This window comes from Ignavibacteria bacterium, from assembly GCA_041649015.1.
Lineage (GTDB): Bacteria > Bacteroidota > Ignavibacteria > Tepidaquicellales > Tepidaquicellaceae > CAIKZJ01.
In genome coordinates, this window is the sequence record JBAZNU010000006.1 from 12,559 (window position 1) to 32,404 (window position 19,846).

The 19,846-nt window shown below is 33.8% G+C and carries 21 protein-coding genes; 7 read left to right on the top strand and 14 right to left on the bottom strand.

All coding sequences use genetic code 11. From position 1 onward, the window contains the following. Window positions 1–5 precede the first annotated feature (5 nt). The 3 genes from WC644_10335 to WC644_10345 are packed head-to-tail and all read left to right on the top strand — an operon-like array spanning window position 6 to window position 3,326. Entirely contained in the window at window positions 6–2,252 is a 2,247-nt protein-coding gene (locus WC644_10335) for a heavy metal translocating P-type ATPase (protein ID MFA5012335.1), read from the top strand. Between the two features lie 16 nt (window positions 2,253–2,268). Continuing rightward, window positions 2,269–2,640, top strand: coding sequence for a heavy-metal-associated domain-containing protein (locus tag WC644_10340; GenBank protein MFA5012336.1), 372 nt, complete (start codon window positions 2,269–2,271; stop codon window positions 2,638–2,640). Beyond that, window positions 2,640–3,326: a methyltransferase gene (locus WC644_10345; protein MFA5012337.1), complete on the top strand. Its 687-nt coding sequence runs from the start codon at window positions 2,640–2,642 to the stop codon at window positions 3,324–3,326. The genes WC644_10340 and WC644_10345 overlap by 1 nt, the downstream gene beginning before the upstream one ends. A 10-nt stretch (window positions 3,327–3,336) precedes the next feature. Here the strand turns inward: WC644_10345 and WC644_10350 are convergent, their stop codons facing one another. From WC644_10350 to WC644_10360, 3 genes are read right to left on the bottom strand one after another with little or no spacing between them, the layout of a single operon-like run. Continuing rightward, window positions 3,337–4,071 carry a glycosyltransferase family 2 protein gene (locus WC644_10350; protein ID MFA5012338.1) on the bottom strand — a complete coding sequence of 245 codons (735 nt, stop codon included), beginning with the start codon at window positions 4,069–4,071 and terminating at the stop codon, window positions 3,337–3,339. Next, window positions 4,068–5,006 (bottom strand): NAD-dependent epimerase/dehydratase family protein, encoded by a 939-nt coding sequence (locus WC644_10355; GenBank protein MFA5012339.1) that lies wholly within the window; start codon window positions 5,004–5,006, stop codon window positions 4,068–4,070. The genes WC644_10350 and WC644_10355 overlap by 4 nt, the downstream gene beginning before the upstream one ends. Window position 5,007: 1 nt before the next feature. Beyond that, window positions 5,008–6,588, bottom strand: coding sequence for a hypothetical protein (locus WC644_10360; protein ID MFA5012340.1), 1,581 nt, complete (start codon window positions 6,586–6,588; stop codon window positions 5,008–5,010). Between the two features lie 136 nt (window positions 6,589–6,724). Between WC644_10360 and WC644_10365 the strand changes: the two genes are divergently transcribed. Genes WC644_10365 through WC644_10380 form a run of 4 tightly spaced genes read left to right on the top strand, consistent with a single transcriptional unit; the run spans window position 6,725 to window position 10,606 of the window. Next, window positions 6,725–7,831 (top strand): sigma-54 dependent transcriptional regulator, encoded by a 1,107-nt coding sequence (locus tag WC644_10365; protein ID MFA5012341.1) that lies wholly within the window; start codon window positions 6,725–6,727, stop codon window positions 7,829–7,831. Further along, window positions 7,824–8,333, top strand: coding sequence for an LPS assembly lipoprotein LptE (gene lptE, locus WC644_10370; GenBank protein ID MFA5012342.1), 510 nt, complete (start codon window positions 7,824–7,826; stop codon window positions 8,331–8,333). The genes WC644_10365 and lptE overlap by 8 nt, the downstream gene beginning before the upstream one ends. A 1-nt stretch (window position 8,334) precedes the next feature. Beyond that, window positions 8,335–9,840, top strand: a complete 1,506-nt coding sequence (locus WC644_10375; protein MFA5012343.1) for a cellulose synthase family protein — start codon at window positions 8,335–8,337, stop codon at window positions 9,838–9,840. After that, entirely contained in the window at window positions 9,833–10,606 is a 774-nt protein-coding gene (locus tag WC644_10380) for a hypothetical protein (protein MFA5012344.1), read from the top strand. The genes WC644_10375 and WC644_10380 overlap by 8 nt, the downstream gene beginning before the upstream one ends. A 12-nt stretch (window positions 10,607–10,618) precedes the next feature. Here WC644_10380 and WC644_10385 read toward each other — a convergent pair whose 3' ends face one another. The 11 genes from WC644_10385 to WC644_10435 all read right to left on the bottom strand — a co-directional run bounded on the left by WC644_10385 (window position 10,619) and on the right by WC644_10435 (window position 19,846). Further along, window positions 10,619–12,181 carry an NFACT RNA binding domain-containing protein gene (locus WC644_10385; GenBank protein ID MFA5012345.1) on the bottom strand — a complete coding sequence of 521 codons (1,563 nt, stop codon included), beginning with the start codon at window positions 12,179–12,181 and terminating at the stop codon, window positions 10,619–10,621. Window positions 12,182–12,199: 18 nt separating this feature from the next. After that, on the bottom strand, window positions 12,200–13,063 hold the full coding sequence (gene atpG, locus WC644_10390; GenBank protein MFA5012346.1) for an ATP synthase F1 subunit gamma: 864 nt from the start codon (window positions 13,061–13,063) through the stop codon (window positions 12,200–12,202). A gap of 3 nt (window positions 13,064–13,066) precedes the next feature. Beyond that, window positions 13,067–13,336 carry a hypothetical protein gene (locus tag WC644_10395; protein ID MFA5012347.1) on the bottom strand — a complete coding sequence of 90 codons (270 nt, stop codon included), beginning with the start codon at window positions 13,334–13,336 and terminating at the stop codon, window positions 13,067–13,069. A gap of 4 nt (window positions 13,337–13,340) precedes the next feature. Further along, entirely contained in the window at window positions 13,341–14,861 is a 1,521-nt protein-coding gene (gene atpA / locus WC644_10400; protein ID MFA5012348.1) for a F0F1 ATP synthase subunit alpha, read from the bottom strand. Window positions 14,862–14,892: 31 nt separating this feature from the next. Further along, window positions 14,893–15,423 carry an ATP synthase F1 subunit delta gene (gene atpH, locus WC644_10405; protein ID MFA5012349.1) on the bottom strand — a complete coding sequence of 177 codons (531 nt, stop codon included), beginning with the start codon at window positions 15,421–15,423 and terminating at the stop codon, window positions 14,893–14,895. Window positions 15,424–15,434: 11 nt separating this feature from the next. Beyond that, complete coding sequence (gene atpF, locus WC644_10410) at window positions 15,435–15,983, bottom strand: F0F1 ATP synthase subunit B (GenBank protein ID MFA5012350.1); 549 nt, start codon at window positions 15,981–15,983, stop codon at window positions 15,435–15,437. A 26-nt stretch (window positions 15,984–16,009) separates the two neighbouring features. Further along, on the bottom strand, window positions 16,010–16,237 hold the full coding sequence (atpE, locus tag WC644_10415; protein ID MFA5012351.1) for an ATP synthase F0 subunit C: 228 nt from the start codon (window positions 16,235–16,237) through the stop codon (window positions 16,010–16,012). A 44-nt stretch (window positions 16,238–16,281) separates the two neighbouring features. Continuing rightward, on the bottom strand, window positions 16,282–17,178 hold the full coding sequence (gene atpB / locus WC644_10420) for a F0F1 ATP synthase subunit A (GenBank protein ID MFA5012352.1): 897 nt from the start codon (window positions 17,176–17,178) through the stop codon (window positions 16,282–16,284). Then, entirely contained in the window at window positions 17,175–17,579 is a 405-nt protein-coding gene (locus WC644_10425) for a hypothetical protein (GenBank protein MFA5012353.1), read from the bottom strand. The genes atpB and WC644_10425 overlap by 4 nt, the downstream gene beginning before the upstream one ends. Beyond that, on the bottom strand, window positions 17,560–17,862 hold the full coding sequence (locus WC644_10430; GenBank protein MFA5012354.1) for an AtpZ/AtpI family protein: 303 nt from the start codon (window positions 17,860–17,862) through the stop codon (window positions 17,560–17,562). Before WC644_10430 ends, WC644_10425 begins: the two co-directional genes overlap by 20 nt. A 436-nt stretch (window positions 17,863–18,298) precedes the next feature. Beyond that, entirely contained in the window at window positions 18,299–19,846 is a 1,548-nt protein-coding gene (locus WC644_10435) for an acyl-CoA carboxylase subunit beta (GenBank protein ID MFA5012355.1), read from the bottom strand.

Below are 19,846 nucleotides of genomic sequence, written 5' to 3' on the forward strand. Positions count from 1 at the left end.
TAAATTTGATAGATAGACAGAACATTCCGGAAAACTTTGAAGCCGTATCACTTGATGTAACGGGTATGGATTGCGTTAATTGTGCCAGCAGTATAAAAACATATCTTGAGAAATTAAACGGTATTCACAATGTCGATGTTAACTTCTCATCAGAAGTTGCTAATGTCTCCTACAATCCTAATGTTATTGGAGTAAGCGAGATTGTATCTGATATTAGAAAACTTGGATATGATGTAATTGAAGAAGAGGATGATGATGTAATCGAAAATATAAAAAAACAGAATCTTGCTTCGGAAAGAAACAACTTTATCCAGTCTGCTATTCTTACATTTTTTATAATGGTTATCTCCATGAGCGGACATGGTTGGTATGACCTTAAGTTCTCAATGAATTTCTCATTAATTCTTCAGTTATTACTCACAAGTTATGTTGTTTTTGTAAACGGGAAAAAATTTCTTTTAGGTGCTTATAAATCCGCAAAAATACTCCGGTCGGATATGAATACTCTCGTCTCGCTTGGAGTCTTATCATCTTACATGTACAGTTTTGTAATTTCAGCTAACCACATTTTAAGTTTGAATATAAGTGCACTTAAGAATTCACACGAAGTTTATTTCGAGACTTCTGCAATGATTATTACGCTGATTTTGATTGGAAACTATCTTGAATCTGTTTTAAAATCAAAAACTCAAATTTCAATAAAGAATCTTAAGGAACTTCAAGCTAAGTTCGTAAACATTATACGAAACGATGAAGAAATGCTAGTACCTTTCAAAAAAGTCAGAAAGAAAGATGTTGTGATTATCAGAACAGGCGATAAAGTGCCGGTCGACGGAATTATTCTTGAAGGATTTTGCGTTGTAGATGAAAGTGCTATGACCGGGGAAAGCGTAATGATTGAAAAGAAATCAGCAGACAAACTAATAAGCGGGACACTTGTGAAGAATGGTTTTGTTAAAATGATAGCGGAAAAAGTTGGTAATGATACAACCCTATCCAAAATCATAGCGTTAGTAAAAGAGGCTTCGAATTCAAAACCTCAGATTCAGAGACTTGCTGATAAAATTTCCTCAATATTCGTACCGGTAGTGATATCAATCTCTTTAATTACATTTATTGCATGGTATTTCGTCGTTGATGTTCCGTTTGAGGAATCACTGTTATTTGCAGTATCTGTACTCGTAATTGCGTGCCCTTGTGCACTCGGACTCGCCTCTCCAATGGCAGTCGTCATTGGTGTAGGCAGAGCCGCTGAAAATGGGATTCTTTTTAATAATGTTGAGGCTATAGAAAAACTGAATAAGATTGATACAATCTGTTTCGATAAAACCGGCACTATCACAACAGGAGAAATGCAAATAAAATCTATAAAAACATACAATGGAACAAATAAAGATGAGTTACTTAAATACGTTTTCACAATCGAAAAATACTCAAACCACCCTATTGCAAAATCTATTTTCAATTATTGCGTTGAAAAACAAGTTGATATATTCGACAATGTAAAAGATATAATTAATGAAAACGGTATGGGTATTTCGGGTTATGTTGAAGGCAGAAAAATACTGATAGGTAGTGTGTCTCTTCTTGATAAATATGATGTTAAGCATAATGACCTTATAACTGATTCAAACAGAAAGAATCAGTACGTTAGCATTGATAATATTCTTGTCGGTGAAATAGAGTTTGAAGACAGAATTAAAGATGATGCAAAAGATATGCTGTCAAGGTTTAAATCGAAATCAATAAGCATGTTTCTAATTTCAGGTGACAATGAAGATACAACTAAAATGGTAGCGAAAGAACTTAATCTGGATAATTATTCTTTTAGAACATTACCGGAGGAAAAGGAAAAGATTGTTTCCCGGCTTCAATCAGAGGGTAAGAATGTTGCAATGGTAGGTGATGGTATTAATGACGCACCTTCGCTCGCACGTGCCAATGTTGGAATAGCTGTAGGTACAGGACAGGACATTGCAATAGACTCAGCTGATGTTATTCTGGTAAAAGGAGACCTTAATAATCTTGTGCGTTCTGTTAACATATCAGCGAAGACAGTTTCCATAATCAAGCAGAATATTTTCTGGGCATTCTTCTATAACGCACTGACAATCCCTGCGGCTGCAGGTGTTCTTGCACCGTTGGGTATTACTATTAGCCCGGTCCTTGCTGCAATGTTTATGGCATTTAGTGACATCATAACTGTTATGATAAACTCACTCAGACTAAAATACGTTAATATAAATGAGTAAAGAAAGGAAAATTTTTATGAAAGCTATTTATTATCTTTCAATGATAATCTTGTTATTCGTCTTAAGCAGTTGCGGCAAAAAAACGACCAATGAATCTTCAGGTGATAACAATACGACAGGTAAAATTGAAACAGTTGAATACAAATCAGAAAAAATGCATTGCTCCGGATGTGAAGAAACAATATCCGGAGAATTAAAGAAAATTGACGGGATTAAAGAAGTTAAAGCTGATTCTAAGTTAAAGTCTGTTAAAGTTACATTCGACGATGGCAAAACTGACAAAGATGCAATTGCAAAGGCAATAATAGCAGCCGGATACGATGCTGAATTGAAAACACCGGTTGATGATAATACATCTGACAATAAGAATGAGGAAAAGAAGAACTGATGCATAGTAAAGTTGATTTTGACAAACATGCAGAATCTTACGAAAAACAACTTACCGAGGACCTAAAGTTTTTCGGTGAGGAGAGTAAATATTTTGCCGAATATAAAGTTAGAATAGTTAAGGAATGCCTTAAAAATACACCCAAAAGGATCCTGGAATATGGATGTGGTATCGGAATGAACCTGCAGTATCTCGTTGAATATTTCCCGGATTCTAATGTACATGGATGCGATATCTCAGCAAATAGTATAGATGTAGCATCCAAGAATAATAGTTCTGTAGAATTCTTTCTTCTCGAAGACAGCGCGATTCAAAAGTATAAAGAGTCATTTGATTTAATATTCATATCTAATGTTTTTCATCATATTGAACCCCAGTTGAGAATAAAAGCAGTATTGAACATAAATCTCCTCTTAAAGCAAGGTGGGAATGTATTCTTCTTTGAGCATAATCCATTTAATCCGGTAACACGTCATATTGTTAACACTTGTGTCTGGGATACTGATGCAATACTTTTGAAACCTAAGGAATCTCTTGAGCTTTTTGAAAGTGGTAGCTTTATGATTATCAGAAAACATTATACATTGTACTTTCCTGCATTTTTAAAGTTTTTAAGACCATTGGAGAAAAGCCTGTTTTTCTTACCATTAGGCGGTCAGTATTATATCTGGGCAGAGAAGATCTAGAAATTATCTATTATTTATTTATTTTTATTCTCTTTAATTCTTCTTTGTATTCTTTTCTGAATCTATAAATTTCTCCAAAAGTTCTAAAAATAACCGACGGCCTTGCAGCTGTCGATACTCCGTCTAACCTTGGTAAATGTGTAACACCCATCTCAACTGTTTTATAACCTTTTAGATGAGCTTTAAGCATAATTTCAGCGTCTATAAATGCATCAACTGATTTAATTTCTATTTCTTTAAACAGTTTTGAAGGAAAAAGTTTAAATGCACAATCAACATCCCAGTAATCAAGTCCAAATAATATTTTTAACAAGTAATTATAACAAAGTGAAGTGAATTTTCGGTATAATGAATATTGTTTCTTCTTCCTGTACCCTACAACTATATCTGTAAACGGAAGCATTGCAACAAACTTTTTTAATTCCTCCAGATCGAACTGGTTATCCCCGTCTGTATAGAATACATAATCAAGTTTTGCACTCGTAAACCCGTCTTTAAGAGTAGCTCCGTACCCCATATTCTTTTCATGATGCTTAACTTTTACTTTTGAAAATTTTGCTGCTAATTCATCCGCGACTTTTGCTGTGTTATCTGGACTACAATCCTCAATTATTAATACTTCGTATTCTTTTAGCTGCATTTCTTCTAATACTTTTACAGCTTTTGTTGTAACCTTTCCAATATTCCCCTCATCAAAATAAGCGGGAAAGAACACGGATAATGTAATATCTGAATTTTTTATCATGATTTACCCAGAATTCCTTTCAGGTAATTATATGTTAACTTAATCCCTTGATTAATGTTTGTTTTCGGAGAATAATTCATTTCTTTGGAAATTAATGAAATGTCTAGTACATTAACGGGAACATCAAGTTTACGGCTACTAGTGTAACTTACTTTCGGTATGATTTTTGTCTCGGTTTTTATTATTTCAAGAAGTTCATTTACTGTGTATCCCAAACCAGCTCCAAGATTAAACACTTTATGTTCGCTTTTAAATTCAAGAGATTGAACAAGAGGTATAACTGCATCTTTAATGTAAACATAGTCACGTCTGACTGTACCGTCACCCCAAATTACTATCTTTTCATCAAGTAATATCTTCTTAAGAAAAACTGGAATTACTCCCTGAGCGTACAGCGGATTTTGTCTTTCGCCGTAAGGATTGGCAAGTCTGAATATACTGTAATCTAGTCCGTACAAATAATTATACATGAAAAGATAGTCTTCAATCGTCTTCTTAATAATTCCATATGAACAAATAGGTTTCCTTGAATGAGATTCAGGTATAGGTATTGTATGCGGTACTCCGTAAACTGTACCCCCAGAAGAAATAAAGATAAATTTCTTTATTTTTCTCTTAATAACATCCTGCAAAAGCCTTAGTGTTGACACAAGATTTGATTCCGCATCATAGACAGGATTATCATTTGATGATGCAGGGAGCGTTGAACTTACCAAATGATATATGAAATCGATTCCGTTTAAACTGCTGAGTAAATCATACTCATTATTAAAATCACCCTCAATAATATTAACTCTATCCTTGATCCTTCGAATGTTTTCTTTGGAAAAATTAATTTTATCAAATATAGTAACATTGTACCCATTATTTAACAGCTCTTCGCTTAAATGGGATCCTATAAATCCACCTCCCCCGTAAACTATACAATTTTTCATATTAGTTAACTTTCTCAATTATGTAAGCAACAAATCTTTTATCAATCGATACATACTGATTAATAATCTTATAATCAGGATTCATTTGAAGATCTTCAATTTTTATATCATTTCCAAACTCCGGTCTATATCCATAGTGATTTTCCCAAACAAGTATCGACCCTATAGGGACTTCATTTATATGTTTTGCGTTAATAGGCAGAAACTTCTGCGGCTCTTTCTTATAATCTTCCATGAAGAACAGCAATACCGAATGGTTTGTGTAAAAATTACCTTTTAATTCTAATTTATTTAATGATTCTGCAACAGTTTTAACAGTCTGATTCTCAGGCGAAAGCTTTTTCGGTTTGAAATCAATATAAAGATATAAAACAGAGGATAATAATAAAACAATTGATAATTTATTAAGATAAGCTTGTTTATCTTTCGATGGAATAATCAAAGTCGAAACAAAGAATATTGTTATAAAAGCTACCTTTGTATAATCGTCAGTTTCAAGAAGTTTAAAGCCGTCCGATTCCTTAGACAAAAATAATAAAGTAATAATGAAAATTAATCCAGTAATCAAATAATGTAATTTCTTATATTTTTCATCTGCAAGATTATTAAAACCCACAATAGCAAATATTATAGCTACAGGAGATACATGGAGTAAATATCTCCAGTTTCCGGGATTAGGTCCATTACTCATCATTGTATACATCTGCACTCCGAAAACAGTAATAAATAATAAGTACAGCAGAAAATACTTCTCAACATAAGCTTTGTAATTCTTAGTATCTGCTAAGAATCCAAAGAAACCCTGAAGAAATAATAACAAAGTAATCGGACCAACAATAAATATATAAACTTTGAAATAATGAAATATACCTTGAGAGTTATATTGCAAACCGGCTACTGCTTTCATTTCAGTTAATACAAACAATGGATCACCTGTTTTCATCATCCCAAGAATACTGTAAATAACAGGAAATATAGCAATAGATATAGCAGGAAATATTTTTTTGTTGTAAATGAAAATTATTAACAAAATAAAAGCAAATATAATTAGCTCCTGCCTTATAGTTAAAATATAACCCATTAAAAGACCTGACAGTACATACTTTTCCCGCTTGTAAAGTAAAAGGAATATAACAACAAGTAAAGCTGTGAATATTTCAGAATAAGTTCTAAATGAAAGGTCAAAGAATAAGGGCTGTAATGCTAAAAGTAACGCACCGAAAAAAGCATATTTCAGTTTGTATTCTTTTAGCGACAAAAAAGTAAAGAAAACAGCAAGAGCTGCAATCAAAGAATTGAATAGCAAGACAGCTTTATAGTCTAACAATGCAGGAAGAATGAGAAATATTTTCCAGCCTGGTTTAGGATTGTTTCCTAGAATAGCAGAAGGATCCACTTGAAACTTGATTGCATTCAGGTATTGAGCGATTTCATCATCCTGATAAAAGCCAATAGAAACATTAGATATCCAGTAATAGATTAGAGTTAGAACCGGAATAATCAGCCAGAAATAATTATCAATCTTTTCTTCTATAAATGCTTCTTGTTTTACAACTGTTTTTACAAGCTTTGCTTTTGCCATTTGTTGAGTAAAATGAATGAAAAAATATGTAATTATTTGAAAGTATTAAAGGATAAAAGCAGGATATTGGTAATAAAATTTAACATTCGAATTAACTTTAATAAGCTTTTGCTGAATGTTATATTAGTATTTTATTATGAAATTATTAGGTAATTCAATACAAATTAAGGAAATAAATGAGGTAATTCAGCAGGTTGCACCTACTGATATTAGTGTATTGATTACCGGAGAGAGCGGAACAGGGAAAGAACTTGTAGCAAATTCTATTCATAGTTTTAGCAAAAGGAAGGATAAACCATTTATAACTGTAAATTGCGGTGCTATTCCAGAAGGAATAATAGAAAGCGAACTATTTGGTCACCAAAAAGGAGCTTTCACGGGTGCAATTGAATCACGTTCAGGATATTTTGAGATGGCGGATAATGGTACTATATTCCTTGATGAAATTGGCGATATGCCTCTTGCCACCCAGGTGAAAATTCTTAGGGTCCTTGAATCCGGAGAATTCATGAAAGTTGGCGGGAGTAAAAAAGTATTTGTTGATGTTAGAGTGATTGCGGCCACAAATAAAAACTTGGAGGTTGAGGTAATTAATAAGAACTTCAGGGAAGACTTATATTTTAGATTAAGGTCTGTCAACATTAATATACCTCCGCTTCGTGAACGAAGGACTGATATCAAAGTTTTATTCGATAAATTCGTTGACGATATATGCAATAAAAACAACATAGGCTTTGCGGGAATTAATGACGATGCACTCGATTATATTGTAAACTATGTTTGGTATGGGAATGTAAGAGAATTAAAAAATTTCTGTGAAAGTATTATTGTATTAAATCCAAACAAAGTTATCGGGATTGATGATGTAAAAAGGAATCTTCACTCTGTTAACTTTGAGACTCGTCCACTTCCTGCCATACCAAACGCTTCAAGAGATCTGAATGAAAAAGATTTAATAATCAGAGGACTTATTGAATTGAAAACAGATATTCTTGAAGTGAAAGATTTAATCCGAAATAGAAATTTTGATATTAATGATAACATGAGGAATGATGGGTTTTATATAAACAAAAATGAGATTGAACTAATGAACGGTGAGGATATTGAAAGAGAACTTATTAAGTATTTATTAAAGTTGCATAATTGGGATGTAAATAAAGTTTCAGATAATTTGAGTCAATCAAAAAGAAATATATACAGGAAAATTAATAAGTATAACATAAACAGATATGGTAATGATTAAATTTATATCATATTTATTTATATTATTCTTAGCTATCAACTTGTTATCTTGCGGTGTTTACAGCTTCAGAGGAAATAGTCCTCCTGAAGGAATCAAAACCGTAGCCGTTCCTTTGTTTTTGGACAATTCCGGTTACGCTGAAGCAGGTATAAAAGAGCAATTCACGGAACTTCTTAAAAATAAGATTATTGGGGATAACACATTAAAGCTAGTTGATAAAACAAAAGCTGATGGATTGCTTACTTGTACAATAAGTTCCATAAAAGACGAAGCTTTAGTAATAAGCGGTTCGGAAAATGTGACTAAACGCAAAGTAACTATTTCGGTGACGGTTATATTCGATAACTTAAAGAAACAAACGAAAATATGGGAAAGAACTTTTGAAAACTGGGGTGAATACAATTCATCATCAAATTCCTTTTCCGAAAGAGAAGCTGGTATTGTGGTTGCACGCGAGAAAATTACTGAAGATATTTTAAACGATATTATATCAAACTGGTAAAATGAAGATTGAAACAGTTATATTAATCACTTACATAGGATCTCTGACATTGCTGTTCTTCTTTGCAAGTCATGGCTTTAGTATGATATATCTTTACTTTAAGACATTTAATAAGAGAACCGAAAATATTAATGAGAAAGACTTTGAAATTAATAACTACCCGTTTGTGACTATACAATTGCCACTCTACAACGAAAAGTATGTAATTTGCAGGCTGATTGATGCAACACTTCGGATAGAATATCCAAAAGATAAGTTAGAAGTACAAATACTTGATGATTCTACAGATGATACAAAGGATATTATCGAGGAACACATTAAGAAATATAAGGAATTGGGATTTACTGTAAATCATATACACAGAACTAACAGACAAGGTTACAAAGCTGGGGCCTTAAAGGAAGGACTAAAAATAGCACTGGGTGAATACGTAGCAATATTTGATGCTGATTTTATACCAAGGAAGAATTTCCTGAAAAGAACAATCCCGTATTTTCTCAAGAATGATAGGATTGGATTAGTTCAAACAAGATGGGAACATTTGAACAGAGATTATTCCGTTTTAACAAAAACACAAGCAATCGCACTTGACGGACACTTCGTCATCGAGCAAGCGGTAAGGAACAGAGCAGGATTCTTTATTAATTTTAACGGCACGGGTGGTGTCTGGAGGAAATCCTGTATAGAAGATGCAGGTAATTGGGAGGCTGATACTTTAACCGAAGACCTTGATTTATCGTACAGGGCACAAATGAAAGGCTGGGAATTAAAATATCTTGTAAACTTTACTTCACCGGCAGAGCTTCCAGCTGATATTAATGCTTTAAGGTCGCAACAGTTCAGATGGACAAAAGGGGCGATTGAAACTGCAAAGAAGATTTACCCAAAAGTTTTAAAATCGGATCTGCCTTTTAGAGAGAAAATTCAGTCATTCATACATCTTTGGAGTAACATTGCGTATCCATTTATTCTAATAGCAGCATTACTGAGTCCGCTTGTTACAATTATTAAAGAAACGGGTGAATACGATGATGTTTATAAATTTATGTCGTTCTTTATTTTTGCATTCGTCAGTTCTATGATGTTTTACTTATATTCTCAGAAAGATATTTATCCAGATTGGCAACAGAGAATAATTTATTTCCCTGTGTTTATGATGGGAAGTATGGGATTAGCGGTTAATAATACTAAAGCCGTCTGGGAAGGACTTATTAATAAAAAAAGTGAATTTGTTAGAACACCAAAATATAAAATTGTGAACGAGAACGATACGGTACATGATAAGAAATACCACACAAAGAAAATACCTTTTATAGCTTTTATTGAAGGCATATTGTCAATTTACTTATTTACTGGGGTTGGTATATCGATTTATTATGCCCAAATTGCCTCTATTCCTTTTCAACTTATGTTTGCTTTAGGATTTGGTACAATATCGTTTTTGTCCATCAAGCAAATAGTAACTCATAACAGAGCAAAACTAATGGAACTAAAGCCAAATGCTTAATCTTGATAACTACATTGCATTTTTAAAAGAGAAGCTTGAGGACAATCCTTTTTCACCTTTACTTATTAAACTTGCAAATTTATATTTCTTTAATGAACGCTATGATAATTGCATTAAAATATGCAATATGATTATAGAGCTTTACCCATTTTATCTGTCACCAAGAATATTAAAAATACGTGCTTTAATAAAGCTTGAATATTACAATGAAGCAGAAACAGAATTATATAATATTGAGGATAAAATACAAAACAAGGAATTAATTGACCTTCTGCATACTTCAATAGATGAATTCCGCTCAAAACAAACGCAGGCAAAGATATTTTACAATGAAATGTTGTCCGATCTTGATAAATTTGAGGACTATGAAGAATATTTCAAAGATTTGAGTTTCTGCAAATCATTACCAGAAAGCAGCAACCCTGAACTTACTTTTATAGATAGTGAATTCTTATTAACGATTGAGAATGATGATAATTTTATTAGTTTTAAAGATGGAATCGAAAAGATGTCTTTAGATTTGCATCAGAATAAGAATAGGTCAAAACTTGAGGAAGAGTTGAAACGGAATAATATTCCAGCACAAAACAATAAAGACAGCCTAATCGGTAATGTAAAAATAATAACCGAAACGATTGCTGATGTCATGGCAAAGCAAGGACTTAATAAAGAAGCATTTGATGCATATTCATTACTACTAAGGGCAGGACACAAGAACAAAAAAAACATTCTTGACAAAATAGCTGAGTTAGAACGTCGGATGTAAAATCAATCGTTACTACACTTCAGGAATCGCAGGATTAACTAAGACAACTTTTTCCTTTTCCATAACTACTGATCCCTGTTTGAAGCCTTTTCTCTTCTTAACATACTTCTTTTCAGTATATGCAACCGGAATATTTCTCCCTTTCCTTGCTTTACTGTAATAAGCTGCAATCTCAGCTGCTTTTATAACATATTCCTTCTCTGGTTTTTGATTTTTGTCAAGTAACTTTAATGTTGTATGAGAACCGCTGAATCCTCTAACATGAAACCAGTAGTCATACTGATTGGTATATTTCATTGTAAGCAAATCATTACTGGCACTATCTTTTCCAACCCACACTTCATACTTGTCGCTTAATTTAAAGATTCTGAAGGGTAATTTCTCAGAATTACTAATTTTAGTTTCTATATTATCCATCTTTCTTAATATTTTGAAATTTTCTTCCTTCTCGAGTTCATCACGCTTTTTTATAAGTGATTCTCTTTCTGATATCAATAACATCATTTTTCTATTAAGAGATTCAACAGAGCTTTTTAGTCCTTTGTATTTTGTGTAATAATGATTTGCATTTTCCTGAGTTGACAGTTTAGGATTCAGTTTTATTTTACGGATTTCTTTATTTTCATCAATATATTCATATAACTCTGAGCCGAATTTAATATTATGTATATTAGCTAATAAGATATCACCGATGATTTTGAAGAGATGTGAATTCTTAGTCTTATCAATTGCCTTTTTTATATTTTCTATTTTAGTCTCTGCTCTTTTTAATTCAGTATTTAATTTTCTAAGCAGTTTATTCTTAACTTCTTTTTTCTCATATAAAGATTTATACTTTCTGTAGTAGTTAATTATGAGTAAATTAATACTTTCATATTCTGACTTTTCGTATTCACTATAGGCAGAAAGGCTGATTAGCGAAGGTACTAAAACATCATTATTCGTGTATAAATAATAATTATTTGAATCAGAAATCGCTGAAATTAATTTGTTGATTATTCTATCGTGATCTTTTATGTTTATATCAACTTTAGAAAGCTCTCCTTCAAGTTCATGCTTATAATATTTACCTAAATAATTATATTTACTTTTTATTATATCTTGAATGGATTGAGGGACAGTTTGCACAGATGCCTGTGGTATGTTAATAATCGATTCAACATTTTTTCCAATGAAGTCAGATTTCTCTTTGTAGGAATCTGTAATAATTTCTTCCTTAACGATAAAAATATTTGATTTATCGGGTACTGCGTAGAATACTAAAGAATTACCATCACTAAGAAGCAGTGAAACTATTCTATTCTTCTCAACAATTGAAACAGATTTTATTAATTTAGATTTTATTGACGGAAAGATGCGTAATACATTCTTTTTGGGAATGACTTTAGATTTTTCTATAAAAAGGGTTTCGAGATTCTTTTCAAGTACTATCTTAAGATACCTGTATTCGGCAGATTTAAGAAGGATTGTTACACAGTTCTTTTCGACAATAAGAGAATCTTCAACGGAATAATTGAGCAATTCTTTGTTTAGGAATTCTGATTGTGCTTTAAGAATAAAATAATTGTTAATCAAACAAGAACAATTGTCTTTTTATCCCTTTTGCAGGGCTTCAGCACCACTTACAATTTCAAGTAGTTCTGTTGTGATAGATTCTTGGCGTGCACGATTATAATTCAGATTAAGCTCTTTAATTACGTCACCAGCATTGTTCGAGGCTGTCTCCATAGCTGTCATTCTGGCACCCTGTTCAGACGCATTAGACTCAAGTAGAGCTTTCCAGAACATAATGTTCAATTCTTTCGGAATGAGTTCGAACAAAATATTTTTAGAATCGGGTTCGAATATGAAGTCAATATTTCGGGATGTAAAATCACTTTCGGAGTTTTTCTTGAACGGAAGGAAAGTATCCGTAACAATATTTTGTTTGATTATTGATTTAAATTCGTTGTATATAATTTCTATAAAGTCGTATTCACCTTTCAAATAAAGGTTTTTAAGGTAATTAACAATTTCCGTGGATGTCTGAATGTTTAAATTCTGAAAAACGCTAGGATAGTTCTTAATTAAATTGTATTTCCGTTTAGAGAAAAAATCAAAACCTTTTTTACCAATGGTTATCATTGCAGTATCTTTTCCAATATTTTCGAGATGAGCAACTGTATGTTTTATGATATTAGAGTTAAAAGCACCGCATAGTCCCCTGTCTGAGGCAATCAAGACTACGAGACGTTTCTTAATTTCCCTTTCCTGAATCAGAGGATGATTCGAAATATCATTTAAATTAACAAGTTCACTCATAAGACTGCTAAGTTTACTCGCATAAGGTCTGGTTGAAATTATTCTATCCTGTGCTTTGCGTACTTTAGCAGCAGCAACCATTTTCATTGCCTTAGTTATCTTCTGAATATTCTTTACCGCATTCAAGCGGATTCTTATTTCTTTAAGTGTAGCCAACTCTCAGTTAATTCCTTTTTCATTTAATTTCTTCATTATTAATTCTTCGAGAACCTTAAAGTTAACTTTTGAAGAATTTGGTTTCGCTTGTACGATCGCATCATAAAGTGAGCCTATTTCCTTTTCAAAATATAAGTTAACGCAAAAACTAAGTCTGTTTCTTTCATTATCCTCTATTATAACATCTTTAAGTTCATCGATAGCAGAATAAAGTCTTTTAATTTTAACTGAATCATCGAAATAGTTTACTTCTGCGGGTGCTTTAGTTGTCATAGAATTAAGATTTTAAGGATTCTTTGAAACGGTTTGTAAAATCAGTTAAAACTGAATTCAGTTTTTTCATTAAATCATCTGATAAATCTTTCTTTTCGATTATTTCATTTAAAATATCGCTGTGAATATTTTCCATTTCGGTAAGAAAATCACTTTCGAATTTCTTTACATAGTCAACGGGTATTTCATCAAGATATCCATGAGTAGCTGCAAAAATGACAACAACTTGTTTTTCAACACCTAGAGGAGAATATTGTTTCTGCTTGAGTATTTCAACAAGTCTTTCACCGCGTCTTAGCTGCTGCTGAGTTGCTTTGTCGAGGTCTGAACCAAATTTTGCGAATGACTCAAGTTCTCTGTACTGAGCAAGGTCTAGTCTTAAAGTACCAGCAATCTTTTTCATTGCTTTAATCTGAGCACTACCACCAACACGCGAAACAGATATTCCGACGTTTATAGCGGGTCTAACACCGTTATTAAATAGATTTGGTTCAAGATAAATCTGTCCGTCTGTGATAGAGATTACGTTAGTCGGGATATAAGCAGATACGTCACCGGCTTTAGTTTCGATGATAGGTAAAGCTGTCAAACTACCGCCGCCGAGTTCATTTGAAAGCTTGGAAGCTCTTTCAAGCAAGCGTGAATGTAAATAGAATACGTCACCCGGGTAAGCTTCTCTTCCAGGAGGTCTTCTTAAAAGTAAAGAAAGTTCTCTATAAGCTGCTGCTTGTTTTGTTAAATCGTCGTAGATTACGAGTGCATGCTTACCTTTATCGCGGAAATACTCGCCGAGTGTTGCACCTGAGTAAGGAGATATGTATAGCATTGGTGCAGGATCTGACGCAGGAGCAGCTATAACAGTGGTATATTCCATAGCACCGGCATCTTCAAGATTTTTAACTACCTGAGCAATAGTTGATGCTTTCTGACCTGTTGCAACATAAATACAATAAACGTCTTTACCTTTTTGATTTATTATTGTATCAATAGCCACGGCTGTTTTACCTGTCTGTCTATCGCCTATAATCAATTCTCTTTGTCCTCTACCGATTGGAATCATAGCATCGATAGCTTTGAGACCTGTTTGCAGAGGTTCTTTAACAGGCTGTCTTTGAATAACGCCGAGCGCTTTTCTTTCGATAGGGGCAAACATTTCTGCTGCAATATCGCCTTTACCGTCGAGCGGCTGACCAAGAGGGTTAATAACACGTCCGAGCATTGCTTCACCAACCGGAATAGAGATAATCTTGCCGGTTCTTTTAACCGTGTCTCCTTCTTTTACAAGGTGAACTTCACCGAAAAGAACGCAGCCAACGTTGTCCTCTTCAAGGTTTAGGGCTACACCGAACACTCCATGCGGGAATTCGATAAGCTCACTCGCCTGACATTTTGAGAGGCCATAAACTCTCGCGACGTTATCACCAACCGACAGAACGGTTCCGATATCATAAATATCAACTTCATTTTCGTAGCCCGAAAGCTGCTTTAATATTACAGCGGATACTTCGCCTGCTTTTACATTCATATTAAAATATATCTCCTGTTAAAATTCGTTTTTATTTTAGTGATTTTCTCATCAGTTCAAGTTGTCTCTTCACACTTCCATCAATAATAGAATCGCCTATGTTTAACGTAAAACCTCCGATTAGTTCCGGTTTCACTTCAAACGATGGTATTGAATTCTTACTCGTTATCGTATCAATTTCTTTCTTCAATATAATTTTTTCATCTTCTTTAAGTTCTATAGCTGTTGTATAAACAGGTTTGATGATACCATCCTTTTCATCTTTTATATGAAGAAAACCTTCAAGGATTAACTTCAGAAATGATTCCCTGCGGTTCTTTATTACAAGCAAGATAAGGTTTAAAGTAAGGTCTTTGACCTTTCCCTTAAACAATGAATTAACGATGGCTATCTTCTTGAACTTGCTTATCACAGGGCTATCCAAGACTATGTTAAGTTCTCCGCTTTCAGCGATTAAAGAAAGCAGAGCAGAACAATCTGCTGCTACATCGTTAAGAATATTGTCTTTAGATGCTGCCTCGTACAAAGAATCTGAATAACTTGAAGTTAATTTATTTGCCATAACTACCTGCTTCAGTTCTTTGGTATTTTAGACATAAAGTCATTAATTAGGTCCATCTGTTTTTCTCTGTCAAGATTCTTGGAGAGAATTTTTTCTGCGGCTTTAAAAGCGATATCGGTTATATCCCCTCTCATTTCTTCGAGTGCTGACACCTTCATTGCTTCAATCTGCTGCTTTGCTTTCTCAATATTCTTGTTGGACTCTTCGTTTGCTTTGCTGACAATCTCATCCTTCATCTTAACTGCAATATCTTTAGCTTCGCTTATAATTCTTGAAGCCTGAGAATTTGCCTCTGCAATAACCTTCTTGTTCTGTTCGATAAGCTCAGCAGATTCTTTATTTTGCTTTTCGGCATTTTCAAGCGCTTCTTTAATAATCTGCTCGCGTTTATTAAGGGCTTTAATAATCGGTCCCCATGCAAATTTCTTTAATAAGAAAAGAAATATGACAAAGACAATAATCGTCCAGATAATCAGTCCCGGATTGACGGAAAGCAAAGAAGGTTTATCCCCGCTTAAAATAATACCAAACAACAAATTATTTAATAAAATAAGTGTCATTTTAGAGTTTAATATTTAAAATAAGATTAGCTCTTAATAGCTAACAGAATACAGATAACCAGTCCGAATAGTGCAACACCTTCAATAAGTGCTGCTGCGATAATCATTGAAGTTCTAATATCGCCGAGAGCTTCGGGGTTTCTGCCGCTTGCGTCCATAGCCGCACTTGCAATTTTACCAATACCAAGAGCTGCTCCGATAACTACTAAACCGGCTCCGATACCTGCTGCAAGAAATGCTAATGATAAATCCATGAATTTTACTCCTTTAAATTATTTTATTTAACTAATATGAATAATCAGTGCTCCTGATGCATAGCCATATTTATGAATATGACTGACAGCATCGTAAAAATATATGCCTGCAGCAATGCTACAAACAATTCAAGAAAATAAATGAACAATGTGAAAGGTATTGCAATTACAACGCCTGCCCAGTTCATTATAAAAATCAAACCAATAAGCGAAAGTATAATAATTGATCCAGCAACAATATTTGCAAACAACCTCATTAGGAGCGCAAACGGCTTTGTAAACAGACCGATAAACTCCACAATAATCATAATAGGAAGCACAAAAGCCGGGATACCATGAGGGACAAGTCCTTTTAAGTATCCAAATACTCCGTTTTTCTTCATGCCGTTTATCTGTATCATTCCGAATGTTACAAGTGCAAGCCCTGTGGTAACACTAAGATTTTTAGTTGGCTGAGCCATAAACGGAATCAAGCCAATGAGATTTGCAAATAGTATGAAGAAGAACAGTGTCAGGAAAAAAGGGAGCATTTTAAGCCCTTCTTTTCCCATGTTTGGAAGAATAACCTCATCGCGCATGAAAATAACAATAACTTCGATAAAATTTCCTGCACCTTTTGGGGCGGGATTTTTGGTATTTAAAGAAGCTGCGCGTTTCAGGACTAAGAATAAAACTGTAGTAGAAAGAAACATCATGAACAACGATTTCGTGATTGAGAAATCGAAAGTTATACCTGCAATTGTGACAGGAGGAATCTGAGGAAGCTCTAACTTGCCAAGGAAATAGAAGTCAACATAATCGTGATCGACTACTTTCTCAACAATATCAAGCTTGTCTTCATCTTCATTATCTGGCTCGCTGGCAATCAGCCTGCCCGATAATCCTGTAACCAAAAAAGCAAGCAGCAATAAGCTTATTTGAAAAAACTTAATAATTTTCAAGCTCTCTTTCTTACGTTTATTCTTTTTATCAAAAAAATTGTTTCTAATGTCAGAAATGAAAAATAATAACAAAACAGTGCAAATATAAATGATTTTTTATTAAAATTAAATAACAATAGCCCTATTAATATCATTATCAGCACTATGAATAGTCTTGCTGTCATGCTGCCGAGACTCGCAACCATGAATTGTTTGGAGTTTTTGCTTTCGATTGAGCCCAATATAATCCGGAATCCGATAATCGAATTCAGTACATTTATGACCGCGGCGGCGAGAACCGATTTGAACTCTATATTTCCGCCTGATTTTTGCCAAAAATAGACGGCAGCGAGGGTTATAATCGAAATTAGTAAAACGAATATCGTATAGTTTCTGAAGTAGTTATTCTTTATTTCCATCATTAGACTTTTGTTTCTTTTCGGCGTCGAGTTCTTTCAGGACTGCAAAAATTTTGTAAAATACGCCGACAAATCCCAGAAATACAAACACAAACGTGAATATGAATTTAGTTTCAAAGTATTTATCGAGCCAGAGCCCTGCAAAAAGAAAGACTATAATCGTAACAGAAAGCTGAACGCCCAAACCCGAGTATTTAAAGAAGTTCGAATCGGTTTTTATTATGGGTTTGAATAAAAAATTCTTTATTGATTCGTATTTACTCTTATTGGGCTGTTGATTTTCCATTGTTATAAGTAAATTACCGAAATACAGGAGGACATTCAATTCAATGAGGTAATGTGATACTTGATTGTAATAGCATAATTCAAAAAGTATTATTTATGCGTACTTTATGCGCACTTCATGCGCACTTTGTGCGCACTTTCCCCGTACTTAATAATAATATTATTCTAATTTAAAAAGTTTTTTTATTATTAAATAAGAAATGAAAAAGGATTTTATATAATTAAATTTGGTTTAAAGATATTAGTCTAAATCCATGGAAGAATTAGAGGAGTTAAAAGAACAAGGAAAATTAAGGAAGCAGGAATTTTGCAGATACTTACAGATTTTTTACTAATAAGCAAAGCATTTAGCCACCAAGATAATCAAGCAAAGAAAAACAAATATTAGTATAAGAAATTAAAATTATAAACGGGAGGCAAGCTCCCGTTTATAATTTTTATAATGGAATATTTCCGTGCTTACGGCGCGGGTTGAAATCTACTTTGTTTTCGATAAGTTCGAAATATGTAATTAATTTATTCCGTGTATCTTTTGGTTCGATTATATCGTCAATGAATCCCCTTTCGGCAGCGATGTAAGGATTGCAGAATTTTGAATTAAACTCATTGATTTTTTCATCAAGAAGTTTTTGCTTATCCTCGGCAGCAAGAAGTTCTTTTCTGAAAATAATTTCAGCAGCTCCTTTTGCCCCCATGACAGCTATTTCAGCAGAAGGCCATGCAAGGTTCACATCACCTCTTACATGCTTTGAGTTCATAACATCATAAGCACCACCGTAAGCCTTGCGGATTATAACGGTAATTTTCGGAACTGTGGCTTCACAAAATGCATAAAGAAGTTTTGCGCCATGCCTAATAACGCCACGCCATTCCTGGTCAGTACCCGGTAGAAATCCCGGTACATCTTCAAACACAAGCAATGGGATATTAAATGAATCACAAAATCGAACGAAGCGTGCACCCTTTATAGATGAATTAAGGCACAGAACGCCTGCAAGTACGAGAGGTTGATTTGCAACAATACCGACTGAACGACCATTTATTCTACCGAATCCACAGATAATATTTTCTGCATAATCTTTATGTACTTCAAAGAAAGAATCTTTATCAATAACCCTATTTATAATATCTTTCATATCATAAGGTTTATTAGGATTATCCGGGACAAATTCATTGAGGTGGCTTAAATCATATTCCGGTTCATCGAAATCCATCATCGGCGGAAGCTCCATATTATTCGAAGGCAGATAGGACATAAGCTTTCTGATTCTTTCGAAACAATCGATTTCATTTTCACATGTAAAATGGCTGACTCCGCTTTTAATGGCATGTGTATTAGCACCGCCGAGTTCATCGAAAGTAACGTCTTCATTAGTAACAGCTTTAATAACATTTGGACCTGTAATAAACATGTGAGAAATTTTATCAACCATAAAAATGAAATCAGTAATAGCCGGAGAGTAAACAGCCCCGCCTGCACATGGACCTACAATAGCAGATATCTGAGGAACCACGCCACTCGAGAGAGTATTACGCAAGAAAATATCCGCATAACCTGCGAGTGATAGAACACCTTCCTGAATACGAGCACCACCGCTATCATTGATACCAATAACCGGCATTCCAACTTTCATAGCAAGGTCCATAATTTTAACAACCTTCTTCGCATAGTACTCAGCGAGAGAGCCTCCAAGGATTGTAAAATCTTGAGAAAAGACAGCAACGTTACGTCCGTGAATTTTTCCAACACCAGTAATAACACCATCAGTATAATAACGTGTTTTTTCTAAGCCAAAATCACGACTCTGATGTCTTACAAAAATATCCATCTCCTCAAAAGTACCCTGATCGAGAAGCAGATGAATTCTTTCACGAGCAGTCAGCTTACCGCGTTTGTGCTGAGAGTCAATGCTTTTTTGTCCTCCTCCCAGCATCGCCTCCTGTCGTTTTTTCTTTAGTTCTTCTATCTTTTCTTTGTTAGTCAT